Genomic DNA, 15092 nt, shown 5'->3' with positions numbered 1-15092 from the left:
ACGTCATCGGGCAACAGAATGAAGATCATTCTCTCCCTCACGGTCGGCGTCTCGATTGCACTTGCTGGCGCGGGGCAGGCGCGACCGCTCGGCGCAATCCGCGACTCCGGCGTGCTCGGACTGTGCGCCCATCCGAACTCGCTGCCGTTCGCCAGCAAGGCCGGCGATCCGCCGGGTTTCCAGATCGAGCTGGGGCAGGCGCTGGCGCGCGAGCTCGGCGTCACCATGCGGCCCGACTGGATCATCACCCAGTATCAGATGCGCAGCGCCGGCTGCGATATCGTGCTCGACGTGATCGCCGATCGCGAGGCGCAGGGCGAAACCCGGTTGCGGATCTCAAAACCCTATTACCGCACGGGCGTCGCGCTGGCCGTGCCGGCGTCGAGCAGCCTGACGTCATTCAAAAGTCTCGACGGGCACACCAAGGTCGGCGTCCTCGTCGGATCGATGGCGGCGATGACGCTCGGCCAGCGCCACGTGCCGATGTCGACCTTCGGGTTCGAGATCGACAGTCTGGAGGCGCTCGCCAACCGCGAGATCGACGCGGCCGCGGTGACGCCGGCGATGGCGAGCTATTTCAACCTGACGCATCCGGACAAGGCGGTCCGCATCGTCGATCCCGACGACGGCGAGCCCGCGCTGAGCTGGAACGTTGCGGTCGGCATGATCCGGCCCGACGACGATTTGCGCAATGCCGTCGACGGCGCGATGGAAAAGCTGCGGGCCGACGGCACGATCGAACGGATCTACCGCCGCTACGGCGTCGCGCTGCGGGGGCCGAACTAGACGTGGCATCGTTGCGAAGGCTTTAGCTCAGAGCGAGCATAAAAATCCTATAAATGCCGCGTCGATTTGCACGGCGCAAATCCTCGGCATTGTCAATCAGGCGCGCACGAAAAAAGATTGGCTCGGCTGTTATTGTATCCGCCTTGCCGGCAGGTGGCGGCACACCACATCAGCGCTCCGCAATTCTGGGATGACCGTTTTGGAATCCCAAAACGCCCGGTTGCGTATTGTGGAGAAGATGATGGACTTCAATGCTTTGAACAGCTCCAACCTGCTTCAGCCGGGGCTGTGGATCGCAGCGGTGATTGCGTTTGGCGTCCTGCTGCGAATTTCAAACATCTTTCGTTACATTCCGAACAACCAGGTCGGCATCGTCGAAAAACTCTGGACCTTCAGGGGCTCGATCGAGGACGGCTTCATCGCGCTGAACGGCGAGGCGGGCTATGAGCCCGAAGTGCTGCGCGGTGGCCTGCACGTGTTCTTTCCGTTCATGTACCGCATCCACACCTCCGACCTCGTCACCGTCGGCCAGGGCAAGATCGCCTATGTGTTCGCACGCGACGGCGCGCCGCTCGGCCCTTCGCAGGTGCTCGGCGCCAACGACACCGAGGACAAGTCCGACTTCCAGGACGCGCGGCGCTTCCTGCTCGGCGGCGGCCAGAAGGGCCCGCAGCGCAAGATCCTGCGCGAGGGGACCTATGCGTTCAACACCACGCAATTCGCCATCATCACCGACGATCGCGTCTATGGTCATGCGCTGAGCGCGCAGGAGCGGGGCGTGCTGGCGAGCATGCAGGAGACGATCTTGGAGCGCTCGGGTTTCACGCCCTTCGTGCTCGCGACCGATCACGATCTGGTCGGCATCGTCACCGTGCACGACGGCCCGTCGCTGCCGCCAGGCGAAATCATCGCGCCCGAGGTCGGCACCGAGCTCGCTGATGGTGCGACCTTTCACAACAACTTCCAGGAGCCGGAGAAATTCCTGGCCGCCGGCGGCTATCGCGGCCGGCAGCTGCAGATCATCGTCGAAGGCACCTGGTACATCAACCGCCTGTTCGCCACCGTCGAGGCGGTGCCGAAGACGATCATCCCGGTCGGCAATGTCGGCGTCGTGATCTTCTACACGGGACCGCGCACCGACGACGTCTCCGGCGAGCAGTATCGTCATGGCGAGCTCGTGCACAACGGCAGCCGCGGCGTCTGGAAGGATCCGCTGCTGCCGGGCAAGTATGCCTTCAACACCTATGCCGGCAAGATCGAGATCATCCCGACCGTCAACTTCATCCTGAAATGGGTGAGGGGCGAGGTCGGCGCGATGAAGCTCGACGAGAATTTGTCGGAGATCTCGCTGATCACGCGCGACGCGTTCGAGCCGACGCTGCCGCTCTCTGTCGTGATGCATATCGACTACAAGAAGGCGCCGATGATCATCCAGCGTTTCGGCGACGTGAAGAAGCTGGTCGAGCAGACGCTCGACCCGATGGTCAGCGCGTTCTTCAAGAACATCGCGCAGAAGATGACGCTGATCGAGCTGTTGCAGAACCGCGCCTCGATCCAGGAGGAATCGGCGGCGCAGATGAAGGCGAAGTTCGAGGGTTATTCGCTCGACCTGCAGGAGGTGCTGATCGGCACGCCGCGCGCGCCGGCCGGCGACCACACCATCGAGAACATCCTGATCCAGCTGCGCTCGCGCCAGGTCGCGCGGGAGCAGATCGAGACCTATCAGGAGCAGGAGAAGGCCGCGACGCAAGAGCGTGCGCTGAACGAAGCCAAGGCGACCGCCGCGGCCCAGACCGCGCTCACCCAATCGCTGATCCAGATCAAGGTCAACGAGAACGAGGGTGCGGCCGCACTTGCCCGCGCGCAGAAGGACGCCGAGACCCGCAAGGTGACGGCGGCCGCGGTCGGCGAGCAGTCGCGGCTCGAAGGCCAGGGCGAGGCGGATCGCGTGCTCGCGGTCGGTACCGCGAACGCGCAGTCGACCAAGCTCGCGGTCGACGCCTATGGCGGGCCGGAGTTCCGCCTCGCCGAGCAGAACTTTGCGAAGTTCGCGGATGCGCTGACGCGCATCAATCAGCCGCTGGTGCCGCAATTCCTGATGTCGGGCGCGCAGGGACAGGAGGGCAGCAATGCCGGCCTGATCCCGACCGCGATGCTGAGCTCGATGTTCGGCCGCATGATGCCCGATGCGCTGGAGAAGCTGAAGGACGAAGCGCCGAAGGCAGCGCGCCGGCCCAACGGTCCGCAATAGCGATCGACGAAATGAGCGGCGGCGCGAGGCGATCGCGCCGCCGCCTCTCACTCCTTCTTGTCGACATTCCAGAACATCGGCGTCGCCGGGCCGTCGATCACGCCGGAGAGCGACTTGCGCCAGGCGCTCGGTGCCTGGAATTGACCAAGCGGGACGTAGATCACCTGGTCGTAGGCTTCCTTCTGCACGTCGAGGGCGATCTTCTTCTGCTCCTCGGGTGACGTCGCGCGGGCGTAGGCGTCGCGCAGCGCCTCGAGCTTGGGATCCTCGGACCAGCCGAACCAGCCGCCGTCCTTGCCCTTGCCGACGATTGCGCCGTTGACCAGCGGGTTCATCGCGTCGGCGGCGCCCTGATAGGTAAAGAACATGTTCCAGCCGCCTTCCTTCGGCGGCTTCTGGATCGTGCGGCGGGTGACCACGGTCTGCCAGTCCATCGCCTGCAGATCGACCTTGAAGCCGGCGTCGCGCAGCAGCTGCGCGACCACGACCGGCTGCGCCTTCAGCAGGATCTGATCGGTCGGCGCCAGGATCACGACGGGCGTGCCGTCATAGCCGGACTCGGCGAGCGCCTTCTTGGCCGCTGCCAGATTATTGCCCTTGATCAGGGTCTCGCCGCCCTCGTCGCTGGCGAGCGGCGTGTCGCAGATGAAGAAGGCGCCGCAGAGCTTGTAGTATTTGGGATTGCCGATCTGGGCGTCGAGCACGTCCTTCTGGTTGATCGCCAGCATCGCGGCGCGGCGGATCTTCACATTGTCAAACGGCGGATGCAGGAAGTTCATCCGGCCGAACGACTGGAAGCCGAACTTGTTCAGGATCGACACGTTGATGTCAGGATTGGACTCGAGCGCGGGCAGGAAGTCGAACGGCGGCGTCTCGACGAAATCGACATCGCCTGACTGCAGCGCGTTGAGGGCGGTCTGCGCGTCCGGCATCGTGATCCATTCGACGCGATCGACCCTGGCCACCTTGCCGCCCGAGGTCCATTCGGCCGGCTCCTTGCGCGGGACGTAGTCGGTGTTCTTCTCGTAGACGACCTTCACCCCGGGCTGGAATTCGCTGGCTACGAACCTGAACGGGCCGGAGCCGATCTGCTCCGGGATCTGCTTGCTGACCGGGGTCTCGGCCAGCCGCTTCGGCATCATGAAGGCGACGATCGACGATGGTTTGGCGATCGTCTCCAGCACGAGGCCATAGGGTTCCTTCAGCTTGAGCACGATCGTCTTGCTGTCAGCGGCTTCGATGCTCGCCGTGAAGTCCATCAGCTTGCGCGCCATGCCGTCGACGCTTCCACCCCAGCGCTTCAGCGAGGCGACGCAGTCCTCCGCCGCGACCGGTGCGCCGTCATGCCATTTCAATCCGTCGCGCAGGGTGAAGGTATAGGTCAGCTTGTCGTCGGAGATCGTCCAGTCGGCCATCTGCGGCCGCACCTTGAAGCTGGAATCGATGCCGAGCAGCGTGTCGTAAACCATGTAGCCGTGGTCGCGGGTGATGATGGCCGTCGTGAAGCCGGGATCGGTGACGCGAAGGTCCGATTGCATCACGGCGGTGAGGGTCTTCTTGCCGGCCGCCACAGCGGACGTCCAGGCCGCCGGCAGCGCCACGGCGCCCGGTGCGACCGCGGCAAACTTGAGAAGCTTTCGGCGCGAAACGTGAAACATGCTGGCGTCTCCAGAGTGGGGCGGGCGAGGTGGCCGGGACGTGACGTCATAAACCCGCGAAGCAAGTGCGAGCATATGGGGTCCGCTTGGCCCTCGATAGTCCGAAGGTAGCCGATTGCCGTGCATGCCGCGACAACGCAGGCGTGCCGCCAAGGGAAATGAATCAGGTTTTTGAACGGGTTAGATTTTGTTTCGAGGCGGCCGCGCGGAGTGCCATCTCCGGTTGATGCGACCTCCCGACCGTTTACCTTGCGCTCGCGAAGGGTAGCCGGGCTTCTACGGCTGTGTATGATGCCCTTGCGGCATCCGGTCTAGCGCCAGTTAGGACCGTGCTTGCTGTTCGGGAACGAGCTGGCCTCGACAGCAACGATGAATGTACATGTCCGTGACCCGAAAGGCGAACGTCATCGATTGACGGTGCTTTTCTCTGACCTCGTCGGGTCCACCGTCCTGGGCAGAGATATGGAGTCGGAAGACCTGTCCGAGCTGCTGGGCCAGCTGCGGCAGATCTGGCATCGCGCGGTGGCCAAGCACGGCGGCCGGGTGATCAGGACGCAAGGTGACGGTGCTCTCGCCGTGTTCGGCTATCCACGGTCGGGCGAGGATGACGGGCGTCGTGCCGCAGAAGCCGCACTCGATATTCACCAATGGGTCGGACAGTTGCGCCACGACGGTGTGTCGCCGGCGCTGATGCCGCTTCGCATGCATTCCGGGATCCACGCCGGCACCCTGCTGCTCGCGGAAGGCGACATCGAGTCAGGCCGGTACGACCTGATCGGCGATGTCGTGAACACGGCGGCGCACCTGTCGCGCTACGCCGGTCCAGGTCAGATCCTCGCCAGCATTGATGCCCTCGGGCCTCATGCGAATTTCTTCGAGCTCGGCGGCTATCTGCAAACATCGGGGCCGGCGTCCGGAATGCCGCAGGCGCGGGTGGTGCTGAGACGAAGCACGGCGACCCGGCGATTTGAGGCCACGTCCCGCCGCGGCTTGACGCCCTTCATTGGCCGCGACGAGATCTTCAACTTCCTGACCGGCTTTCTCGGCGAGGGAAAACCGGCCAAGCAACGTTGCGCGGTCGTCGTTGGCGGTCCCGGGCTCGGCAAGACGCGCCTTCTGGAAGAAGTCTTGCGACAGTGCGGCACCGAACAGTTCAAGCTGTTGCGGGGCAGCTGCGAGAGTTATGTCGGTGCCGAGGTTCTGCAGCCCTTCCTGCAGATGCTGCGCGCCTGCCTCGGAATACGGCCGGACGCATCTGTCGCCGAGGCCAACGAGACGGCCCGTGCCGCGCTGCAGCCATGGGTCGCCCAGCTCGGTCCGCGTGCTAACGCGATCATCGGGCTGGCGTCGACCGGCGCTGATGCGCGCGGCGGCCGGATCACCGTCGATGGCGTGGTCGGTGACCTGCTTGGATTCTTCACGGCCGTATCCGCGCAGGATGCGTTGGTGCTGGTGATCGACGACTGGCAATGGTCCGATGACGCGAGCCGGCAGTTGCTCGAGGCAATCCTGCAATTGCCCAACGGACCGCGGGTCATCCTCGCCAGCCGGCCGCGCGACGACGGCACCGAGTGGATTGCCGGCGCGCCGCATCTGCTGCTGCAGCCGTTCGAGGGACCGGAAACCGACCTTGCGGTCCGACGCTGGGTGCCGCAGGCCGATCCCTTCCTGGTGGCCCGTGTTCACGCCTATGCCGGCGGGGTGCCGCTGTTCATTGAAGAGCTGTGCCATTCCATCTCGGCCAACAATCCTGCATCGTTCGAAATGCGCAGCAAGCAAGGATGGATCGCAACGCTGGTCGCCTCGCGGCTGGCGCGGCTGCCGCCGGATGAAATGAACGTGGTGCGCGCCGCGGCGGTCATTGGAAACACGGTGCCGAACGGGTTGCTGGTTTCGGCCTGCGGCAGCGAGCCCGATCCGGCGACGGTGCGGGCATTGGCCGACGCGGATTTTCTCTATGCCGATCCGGCGGGCAGTGTCCTTCGCTTCAAGCATGGCATCACGCGGGACGCGGTGTACGACACCATCGGCCTGCACGAGCGTCAGGCCATGCACAAGCGCATCGAAGCGACATTTTTGGCACGATCCGAGCAGGCCGATCGCGAAGACGCGCTGGAAGCCCTGGCCTACCATTCGCGCGGCGCAGGCCATTGGGAAAGCGCGGCCCGTTATGCCGAACGTGCCGGCGACAAGGCGATGGCCGCGTTCGCGCTCGACCGTGCCCGCGCCCAGTATCAGGTTGCGATGGAATCGCTGGATCGCGTGCAGAACCGCACGCGCGAGCAGTCGCTGCGCTGGTGCCTGCTGGCCAATAAATTGGGCATGGCCAGCATATTCGACCCGCTATCGTTGACCGATGACACCAGCGTATTCGAGAAGGCGGTCTCGATCGCGTCCTCGCTCGGCGATACCGCCGCGATGGCGAGTGCCTACGAATGGCTTGGCTACATGTGCTATGGCTTCGGCCGCTTTCGGGAGGGCGTGACACACACACGGACGGCGCTGGAAATCGCGCGCAAGCTCGGGGAGCCGCGCCTGATCGCCCAGATCGAAGCCACGCTGGGCCAGATTCTCGCCGCCAGCTGTCAGTACGACGAAGCCATCGCCTTGATCGACGCAGCCATCTCGGCCAAGCAGCAACGCAGCCGCCGGCACGGCGCCATCGCCATCGGCTCGGCCTATGCGCTGTCGTGCAAGGGCGGCGTCCTGGCGGATCGCGGCGATTTCGACGGCGCTCACGAATGTTTCAATGAAGCGATGGCTCTGGTCGAAGGGTCGACCCATCCGGTCGTCAATTCGGTGCGCAACTGGATCTCGGTCGCGCTGGTCTGGCAAGGCCGCTGGCAGGAAGCGGAGCGCCTCGCCGTCGAGGGCGCGCGCGTCGCCGAAAATACCCGCAGCCTGCTGCTGCTGGCGGATTGCCGCGCCGCGTCCGGATTTGCGCGCTGGTCGGCGAGCGGCGATGCCGACGGTCTGCAGCAGTTGCGGAATGCCGCGCAATGGATGGAACGGCGAAACTTCCACTTCTACACCTCGGTTCAGTATAGCTGGCTGGTCGAGGCGGCGGCGGCCGAGGGCGATGTCGACACCGCGCGGCGCTACGCCGCCCATGTGCTCGCCCGCGCGCGCGAGGGAGAGCGGATCGGCGAGGCGATGGCATGCCGTTCGCTTGCGAGGCTCGCAGCCCGGCGCCACGATTTTGGGCGAAGCCAGCGCTGGCTGCAGCGGGCCGACACGTCGGCAGGCTGGCGCGGATCGCTGCGCGACGCCGCCCTGAACATGGCCGCGCGCGGTGAGCTTCTTGCCCACCAGGGGCAGAGTGAGGCGGCCCAGCAGATCGCAGCGGAAGCCACCGCGAAACTGCACGCGCTCGGCATGCATTGGCACGCGGAGCACGCGATCCGCTTGGTGACGGGTGCACGTCAGCCGATGTGAAGCTCGTCCTTGAGCTTCTTGCGGACCACCTCTGCCAGCAGGTCGAAGCCCGCCTCCGTCGGGTGGAATTCATTGGCCCACAGCAGCTTGTAGTCGACTTGGAAGCGGGGATCCTGCTCCAGCGTGCCGGCGGTTTTGACCGGGAACACGCGGCCCGGATACTCGGCTGCGACCGTCGCCACCACCGCGCCGACCCGGTCGATGAGACGCCGCACCACTTTGGTTGACACGGACAGGTCGAGGATGCCGCGTGCCTTGAAGATCGGAAACAGCCACGGGCCGGCCGCCGGATCCCTCCGGCCGTCGGGGATCGCATAATCATAGCCATGGATCAGGATCGGAATGTCGGTGTGATCCTTCAGTTCGTGGACGATGCAATCGAGGATGGTCCGGTAGAAGTTGGCGATCTTGATGTCGATGAACGCGTGGACCTCGTCCTCGATCAGCGGGTCGACGCCGGCAGCCGGTGCCTGGAGCAGCATCTTGAAGAGCGGCGTGGTCGCCGGCGCGAAGTAGCCATAGACGATGTCATTTCCGCCACCACCCATCACGAGTGCCTGCGGTGGCGGCGCAAGGGGATCGGGATTGAGGAAACAATTTCGCAGTTTGTCGAGGCTGTCGGGACGCGCCATCTCCTCGAGGCGTGCGCCGAACGTGCCGAAGTGATGGCCGTTACCGGCTACGTAGCGCAGCTTCTTGAGCGATGATGAGAGGCTCGGCCGGAAGAAGGCCGGCGGGAATTCGAACAGCCAGGAATCGCCGAGTGTGACGATCTCGGTCGTGGTGGCCCTCAAGAGCCTGTCGGCGTCCTGGATCTGATAGGCGTGGGGATCGTGGAGCGCCGGAATGGTCGATGAACGGAAATCAAATGTACGGAAATCATTTGCGGTCAACATTCTGGTCTCCAGGGCAAGGGTGAGGGGAGAGCCGGGCTGCGGCGGCAGCCTTCCGTCCATGCTCAGCGTCAGCGGACCGGGGCCGGCCCGCAGCGGCAGCTTGGTTTCCACCAGCGCGCTGAAGAAGCCCAGCATCACGGCGAGCGCCGGATTTGCTCCGGGACACGAATGCGTGGGATGCCCCTGGACCCTGCGGTTGCCGCCGAAGGCGGGATAGAGATCCTGGCGGCCTTCGGCGAGATTTTGCTGGGTGGCAGATACCGCGCCGGCGACGACGATGTCGCCCGGCCTGACCTCGACCGCGTGCTCGTCCTTTCCCAGCGTGTGTGTAAGGACGGCTGTCCGCCATATCAGTTCGGGTACCGCGCGCAGCTGCATCGCCGGGATGAAATCGTCTCGCAGCCGGTTGAGGGCGTCGATGTAGTCTCTTGCGGTCGTGCCGGCATAGCGCGCACGCAACGACCACAGCGTTCCTTCGCGCAGCCATTCGTTCAGGATGCGGCGCAAATTGCCGTCGACGGTCGGAATGAAGCCCATCATGGCGCCGGCGATGGTGCGCGCCACATACGGGATGTCGCCGACGGCCCGTGGCGAGTCGAGGACGGCGCGTGTGACCGGCGCGGTGATCGTTGCCTTGAACCGGTTGAGATATTCGATCATGGCGGTGCGGACCGCGGCGCCGTGCGCGGCGCCGACGGCCTCGACCTCCTGGTTCGGATGCGGCTGGAAGATGTAGCGCGAGGGCGACAGGTAATGGCCGGGATAGTTGGGGGGCTCGCCCGGCTTCCAGTCCCAGCGATAGCCGGAGCGGCGGAACAGACCGTCCTGCTCGCTCATGCCGAACCACTCTTCACAGAAGATCATGAACAGCGGATCGATCAGTTCGCGCACATCGACCGTCAGATTCCAGCTCGCTTCGCCGTCGTCCCGGGCATAGCCGATCGATTCCTCGACCAAGCAGTCGAGTACGCGCTGGATCGTCGTCCGCGCCAGCTCGAATGCCGCCGGCTGGTCGAGCGCCATGATGGCGGCATTGCCGACTTCGGACTCCCGCTCATACGCATGGTCCTCCTGTCCGGCGTCGCGGCCGAGATAGAGGATGCCGAACGAGCGTTGCATGCGGGGCAGGTAGCCGGTGATCGTCAGCCTGTGCTCGGGATCGGCAAAGACCTGATGGACCATGTCCCGGTCGGCGACCAGCACCCCGAACGGCGTGCGCAGCACGCCGCCGTGGCGCTCGCGGATCGCAGCCCAGATCGACGCATTGATGAAGTTCGCGGCTGAATCCGGATCTTCGAGCGCCGTCTTCCATGCGGCCGCCGCCTCGGCGTCACCGTGCAGGCGCTCGATCTCACGCAGCCGCGCGATCTCCTCTTCGCCGGCATCCGCGCTCCACGTCACCTGCGGCTTGCGACAACGCTCCTCCGCCCATTGCTGCAAGGTCGCGAGCGCCTTCTTCGAGGGCGCAAAGAAGTAGGCGCCCCATTCCAGGCGCACGAACGGGCGCGGCTCGTCGTGGAGGCGGTCGGAACCGTCGAGCGCCACGCGAACCGTCTGGCCGTCATGCTCGAAACGGAAATGGCGCAGCCGGCCAGGCTCGGCGAGGCCGAGGAAGGGGTCGCTTTGCCCGGAGTAGGAGCCCGAGCTGTTGCCGCCGGCGAGCCAGCGCTGCACCACCTCGAACTGTTCGCCGAGGCTCGCATTGTAGGCCATGAAGACGAGGCCGCGCTCCTGTTGCACGGCATCCCTGCCGTCGTCGGGTTTGAGCGGCGGACCGTAGGACATGCCGCGCCGGATGATGCGCGGCGGCCGAACGCCGCCATCCGCCCGCGTGACCCGCACGCGTGGATTGGCACGCCTGATGTGCGCGTGAAACGGACACAGCTTGGCCTGCGTGTCGTAATCGTAGTTGAAGTCGTTGAGCAGCTTGTCGGTTGGATGAACCGGGTTCAGCGGCTCACCCGCCTGCGGGTGCCCGGTGGGCCAGCGTCCCATCATCTTGGCCAGCAGCGTTTCGCGCGGCAGGACGGGTGCGGTGGCGCCGGCCGCGGCCGCGTCGGCCGCCTGTCGCGTGTTGCGGTAGAGCACTTCCTCGAGTGCTTCGATATCCTGTCGAAGTTTCCTCAGCGCCAGGAAGCTGCCGTCGCGAAGCAGCATGTGAACGCGATTGGTGTCGTCGCCGAAAGGAGCCTTCTTGTCGGCCAGGTTCGGATAGCCGCACAGGACCTCGCCGAGATGCACCTGATTGGGATAGCGCGTGCCGGCCTGGTCCTTGCGCAGCACCGGGTTCGAATTGCCGTCGACGAAACCGAAATGGTCCTGCGTCGCACCGGACGCATCGTGCTGACGCTGCATCCACTGGATCGAAAGTGGCCTGACGCCGGGATCGACGTCGACCAGGCGCTGCATTTCGGCCATCAACGGTGCGCGCGCCTTCTCCGTTGCCGGCGGCGTCTTGGACAGCAGGCGGAGCTGAAGGACGGCGTGGACGGAGCTCATGTCGATGCGCGGCGCCGGGTCGTCTTCGCGCACATCAGGCGCGTTGATCCCGAGCGCCCAGTTGCTTGCCGGCAGGCGCCATCGCCGCGGATGATTCCAGCGGACGTCGCCGAGCAGGCCGGCGCGGCGCTCCATGCCCTGCACGAACTCATCCGGCAGGCTGCGCACCTCGGCATCCGACAGTCCGGCGTAGCGCAGGCCCTCGACCGTGAACGCGATGTTGGTGGTGAACTGCCGCTCTTTCAGATCGTCGGCTTCCGACGTCACCTGCAGCGCGTTCAGGAAGGCGGCCAGCGCCGCCGGCGTCGTGAACTGCAGCAACAGCAGGCAGCCGTGATCCGTGTTCTCATAGGATGTCAGAATCCCGCCTTGCACATTGCCGCGATCCTGCACCGGCGGCACGGCCGGCAAGGCGAGCGGCAGGTCTTGCCGCACCGGCGCGACGTCGGGCGGGGACATCAACCAGAGCATGGCCTCGTCAAACCGCCGGCGCGCGCGGCCGATGCCTTCCGCGTAGCTGTTGCCGTCGTTGATCATGGCGACGAATTCCGGCAGCAGCTCATGGGCGGCACGGTGCAGGATCTTCCCGTCGTCGGTGCCGGGCGGATAGTAGTCGGCCAGCCGGTACAGCCCGGCCAGCGTGCCGACACCATGACGGAACGGGGGCCGGCCCGCGATCTCGACGGTGAGCGGCTTGCTGTAGCCGGCATCGGTGGGATCGACGCCGATCAGGCCGTCGACCTCGAAGATGCCGCGCTGCGCGATCTCCTCCGGCGACGGAATCTTGATCCGCGTGACCAGGAGGTCGGCATTGTCGCCTGTGGCGCGCCGGTAGACCCGCTCCTCCATCTGCAGGTAGCGGGTGTCATCGACGGTCAGGTCGGGGACGGCGTAGAGGAAGTAGGCTTCGGTCTGGCTGCTCTTCAGCCATTTGCCCCAGTCTTCATAGGTGTTCTCATAGCCGAGGACATAACCCTCGGTGTTGCAGAAGATGAGATCGAGCAGCCGCGCGACCTTCTGCCAGATGGTGCGGACATAGGCTTCCCACGCGCCGTCGAATGTCACGGTGAGCAGCACATAGTCCTCGGGGTCGTCCTCGGGCTCGAGCACGGCGATGCCCACGGAGTGGATGCGTCCGACGCGCTCCACGGAGTCGGACAGGATGCGGGCAAGTTCGTATTCGAACGCAAAGGCGCGGCCGGCATTCAGCGTCCGCAGCACGTATTTGACGCGTGTCTTGTAGGTGGTCGCATCCAGCGACGGCACGAACCCTTTCTTGATCGGAGCGAGCACCCTGAAATCCGAAGTGCCGGCCATGCTGCCGTTCTTGATCGTCAAATCCCGACGCATGTTCACTCTCCCTGGTGGCAAGCCGTCGAACCGTCGTCGCGCTCAAGCCTGAAATTACAACTAATACGTGTTTCGTTCGGAAGATGTAATTCTGCCCACACTATCGCTGGTTTTCCGCCGCTGGATGATGGGGTTTTGCCGCAGCCTCTACGCTCGCAGTGCCCTCGCCAGCTGCGCATCGATGTCGCCAGTCAACTCTGCTGTTCCCGCGCCCTCGATTCTATGAACTGGCCCACACTTGCGAACTTTCCTGTCGCGGTCCGCGGAACGGAAAGCCGTGACGATCAGGCAGTCGCTGCAACCGCAGGTCGTTGTGAGGCGTGGCTCTTTTGCCGATTCCGAGTGTGAATCGGAGGCGCCCACACCAAAAATCCGTCGATGATCCCTGCTGCGTCAAACTGACACAGGGCTGTCACGGACGACGAATAAGTGTGTCCCGGCTTTTACATTGAACAGTGGGGCAACAATGAAAACGAAGCTTCTGTCGACCGCATCGGTCCTTGCGGTCGCGGCTGCGATTGCGTGCAGCATTCCGGTTTTCGCAGGTCAGGACAATCAGGGTAACCAGGGCAATCACGACAACCAGGGCCATGACAACGATCATCGCCGCGGGCATGAGATCCCCACGGAGACGCCGATCAAGCATCTCGTGGTGATCTTCAACGAGAACCGCTCCTTCGACCATTATTTCGCGACCTATCCGAACGCGGGCAATCCGTCCGGATCGATCCCGTTCGTGCCGCGGCCGCATACCCCGAAGGTCAACAACCTCGCCAACAACAATTTGCTGACCAACAATCCGAACCTCAACCCCGCCAACAACAGCAACGGGGTGATCAACGCGTCGAACCCGTTCCGCCTCGATCGCACCCAGGCCAACACGCGCTCGCAGAACCACTCCTATACGCCCGAGCAGCAGGCCGTCGACAACGGCAAGGAAGACCTTTTTCCGAAGTACACCGGCCGCGGCACGGCGGGCGCCACCGGCGCTTTCGGCACCAATGGCCAGGTGATGGGCTATTTCGACGGCAACACCGTCACCGCGCTGTGGAATTACGCGCAGCACTTCGCCATGAGCGACAACAACTGGACCGACACGTTCGGTCCGTCGACGCCCGGCGTGCTCGAGGTGGTCGCCGGCCAGACCAACGGCGTGCAGCCGGTGATCGGCACGACGTCATCGATTGCGGACGGGCAGGGCGGCCTGACGCTCACCGGCGACACCGATCCCGGCCATGACGCGTGCTCCAGCACGACCAGCACGATGCTGATGGGCGGCAAGAACATCGGCGACCTGCTCACCGCCGAGCGCATCAGCTGGGGCAGCTTCATGGGCGGCTTCGACCTGACGCTCAAGAACGCCAACGGCACCACCGGCTGCGGGCGCAGCACGTTCTCGAGCACCGTCAACAGCACCATCGTCGACTACGTGCCGCACCACGCCTTCTTCCAGTATCACGCCTCGACGGCCAACCCGACCCATGCGCGTCCGAGCTCGGTCGCCGCGATCGGCCATAGCAAGGTCGTGGGTGGAACGGCGCTCGATCCGGCCAACCACAATTACGATCTGCAGGACTTCTACGCCGCGGTGAAGGCCGGCAACTTCCCGGCCGTCTCCTACATCAAGATGCCGGCCTATCAGGACGGTCACGCCGGCAACTCCGACCCGCTCGATGAGCAGGCCGGCAACGTCGCGCTGATCAACTTCATCCAGCAGCAGCCGGAATGGCGCCACACCGCCATCATCATTACTTACGACGACTCCGACGGCTGGTACGATCACCAGTACATGGCGCCGAAGACCGCCTCCTATGATCCGACCGCCGATCAGGTCAACGGTCCCGGCCTGTGCGGCCGCGGCGCCGACAAGCAGCAGCAGCCCGACGGCCTTGCCGGCAAGCCGGTGAACGGCCGCTGCGGTCCGGGAACGCGCGTTCCGCTGATCCTGGTCTCGCCCTACGCCAGGACCAACTTTGTCAGCCACAACTACACGACGCAGGCCTCCGTGGTGGCCTTCATCGAAGACAACTGGCTGCAGCACCGGCGCCTCGGCGGCGGCGCGTTCGACGAAAAGGCCGGATCGATCATGGATCTCTTCGATTTCGATCACGACCATAGCCGCGAGGTCCGGCCTGCCACGCTGTATCTCGATCCGGTGTCCGGCACGGTCGTGACCAGCCCGCCGGCGCAATAATTATAAGAAACGACGGACGATCA

Annotated in this window: 6 protein-coding genes; 4 read left to right on the top strand and 2 right to left on the bottom strand. The window is 64.7% G+C overall.

What is annotated here, in order from left to right; translation table 11 throughout:
- Positions 1–18: 18 nt before the first annotated feature.
- A complete protein-coding gene (locus JQ604_RS17330) occupies positions 19–786 on the top strand; it encodes a substrate-binding periplasmic protein (protein WP_212358722.1) in 768 nt (255 codons plus the stop codon).
- A gap of 241 nt (positions 787–1027) precedes the next feature.
- Positions 1028–3037, top strand: a complete 2010-nt coding sequence (locus JQ604_RS17325) for an SPFH domain-containing protein (protein ID WP_433996255.1) — start codon at positions 1028–1030, stop codon at positions 3035–3037.
- 47 nt (positions 3038–3084) lie between these two features.
- Here the strand turns inward: JQ604_RS17325 and JQ604_RS17320 are convergent, their stop codons facing one another.
- Positions 3085–4695: an ABC transporter substrate-binding protein gene (locus tag JQ604_RS17320; protein ID WP_212358720.1), complete on the bottom strand. Its 1611-nt coding sequence runs from the start codon at positions 4693–4695 to the stop codon at positions 3085–3087.
- Between the two features lie 333 nt (positions 4696–5028).
- Here JQ604_RS17320 and JQ604_RS17315 point away from each other — a divergent pair, with 333 nt between their 5' ends.
- On the top strand, positions 5029–8130 hold the full coding sequence (locus JQ604_RS17315) for an ATP-binding protein (RefSeq protein ID WP_212358718.1): 3102 nt from the start codon (positions 5029–5031) through the stop codon (positions 8128–8130).
- Here the strand turns inward: JQ604_RS17315 and JQ604_RS17310 are convergent.
- Positions 8118–12875 (bottom strand): Dyp-type peroxidase, encoded by a 4758-nt coding sequence (locus tag JQ604_RS17310; RefSeq protein WP_212358716.1) that lies wholly within the window; start codon positions 12873–12875, stop codon positions 8118–8120. The genes JQ604_RS17315 and JQ604_RS17310 overlap by 13 nt on opposite strands.
- 466 nt (positions 12876–13341) lie before the next feature.
- Between JQ604_RS17310 and JQ604_RS17305 the strand changes: the two genes are divergently transcribed.
- A complete protein-coding gene (locus JQ604_RS17305; RefSeq protein ID WP_212358715.1) occupies positions 13342–15069 on the top strand; it encodes an alkaline phosphatase family protein in 1728 nt (575 codons plus the stop codon).
- Positions 15070–15092: the final 23 nt, after the last annotated feature.

Source organism: Bradyrhizobium jicamae (assembly GCF_018130695.1).
GTDB classification, from domain to species: domain Bacteria; phylum Pseudomonadota; class Alphaproteobacteria; order Rhizobiales; family Xanthobacteraceae; genus Bradyrhizobium; species Bradyrhizobium jicamae_B.
The sequence above is the reverse complement of the archived record's forward strand: the minus strand, read 5'-3'. Positions and strand labels throughout refer to the sequence as shown.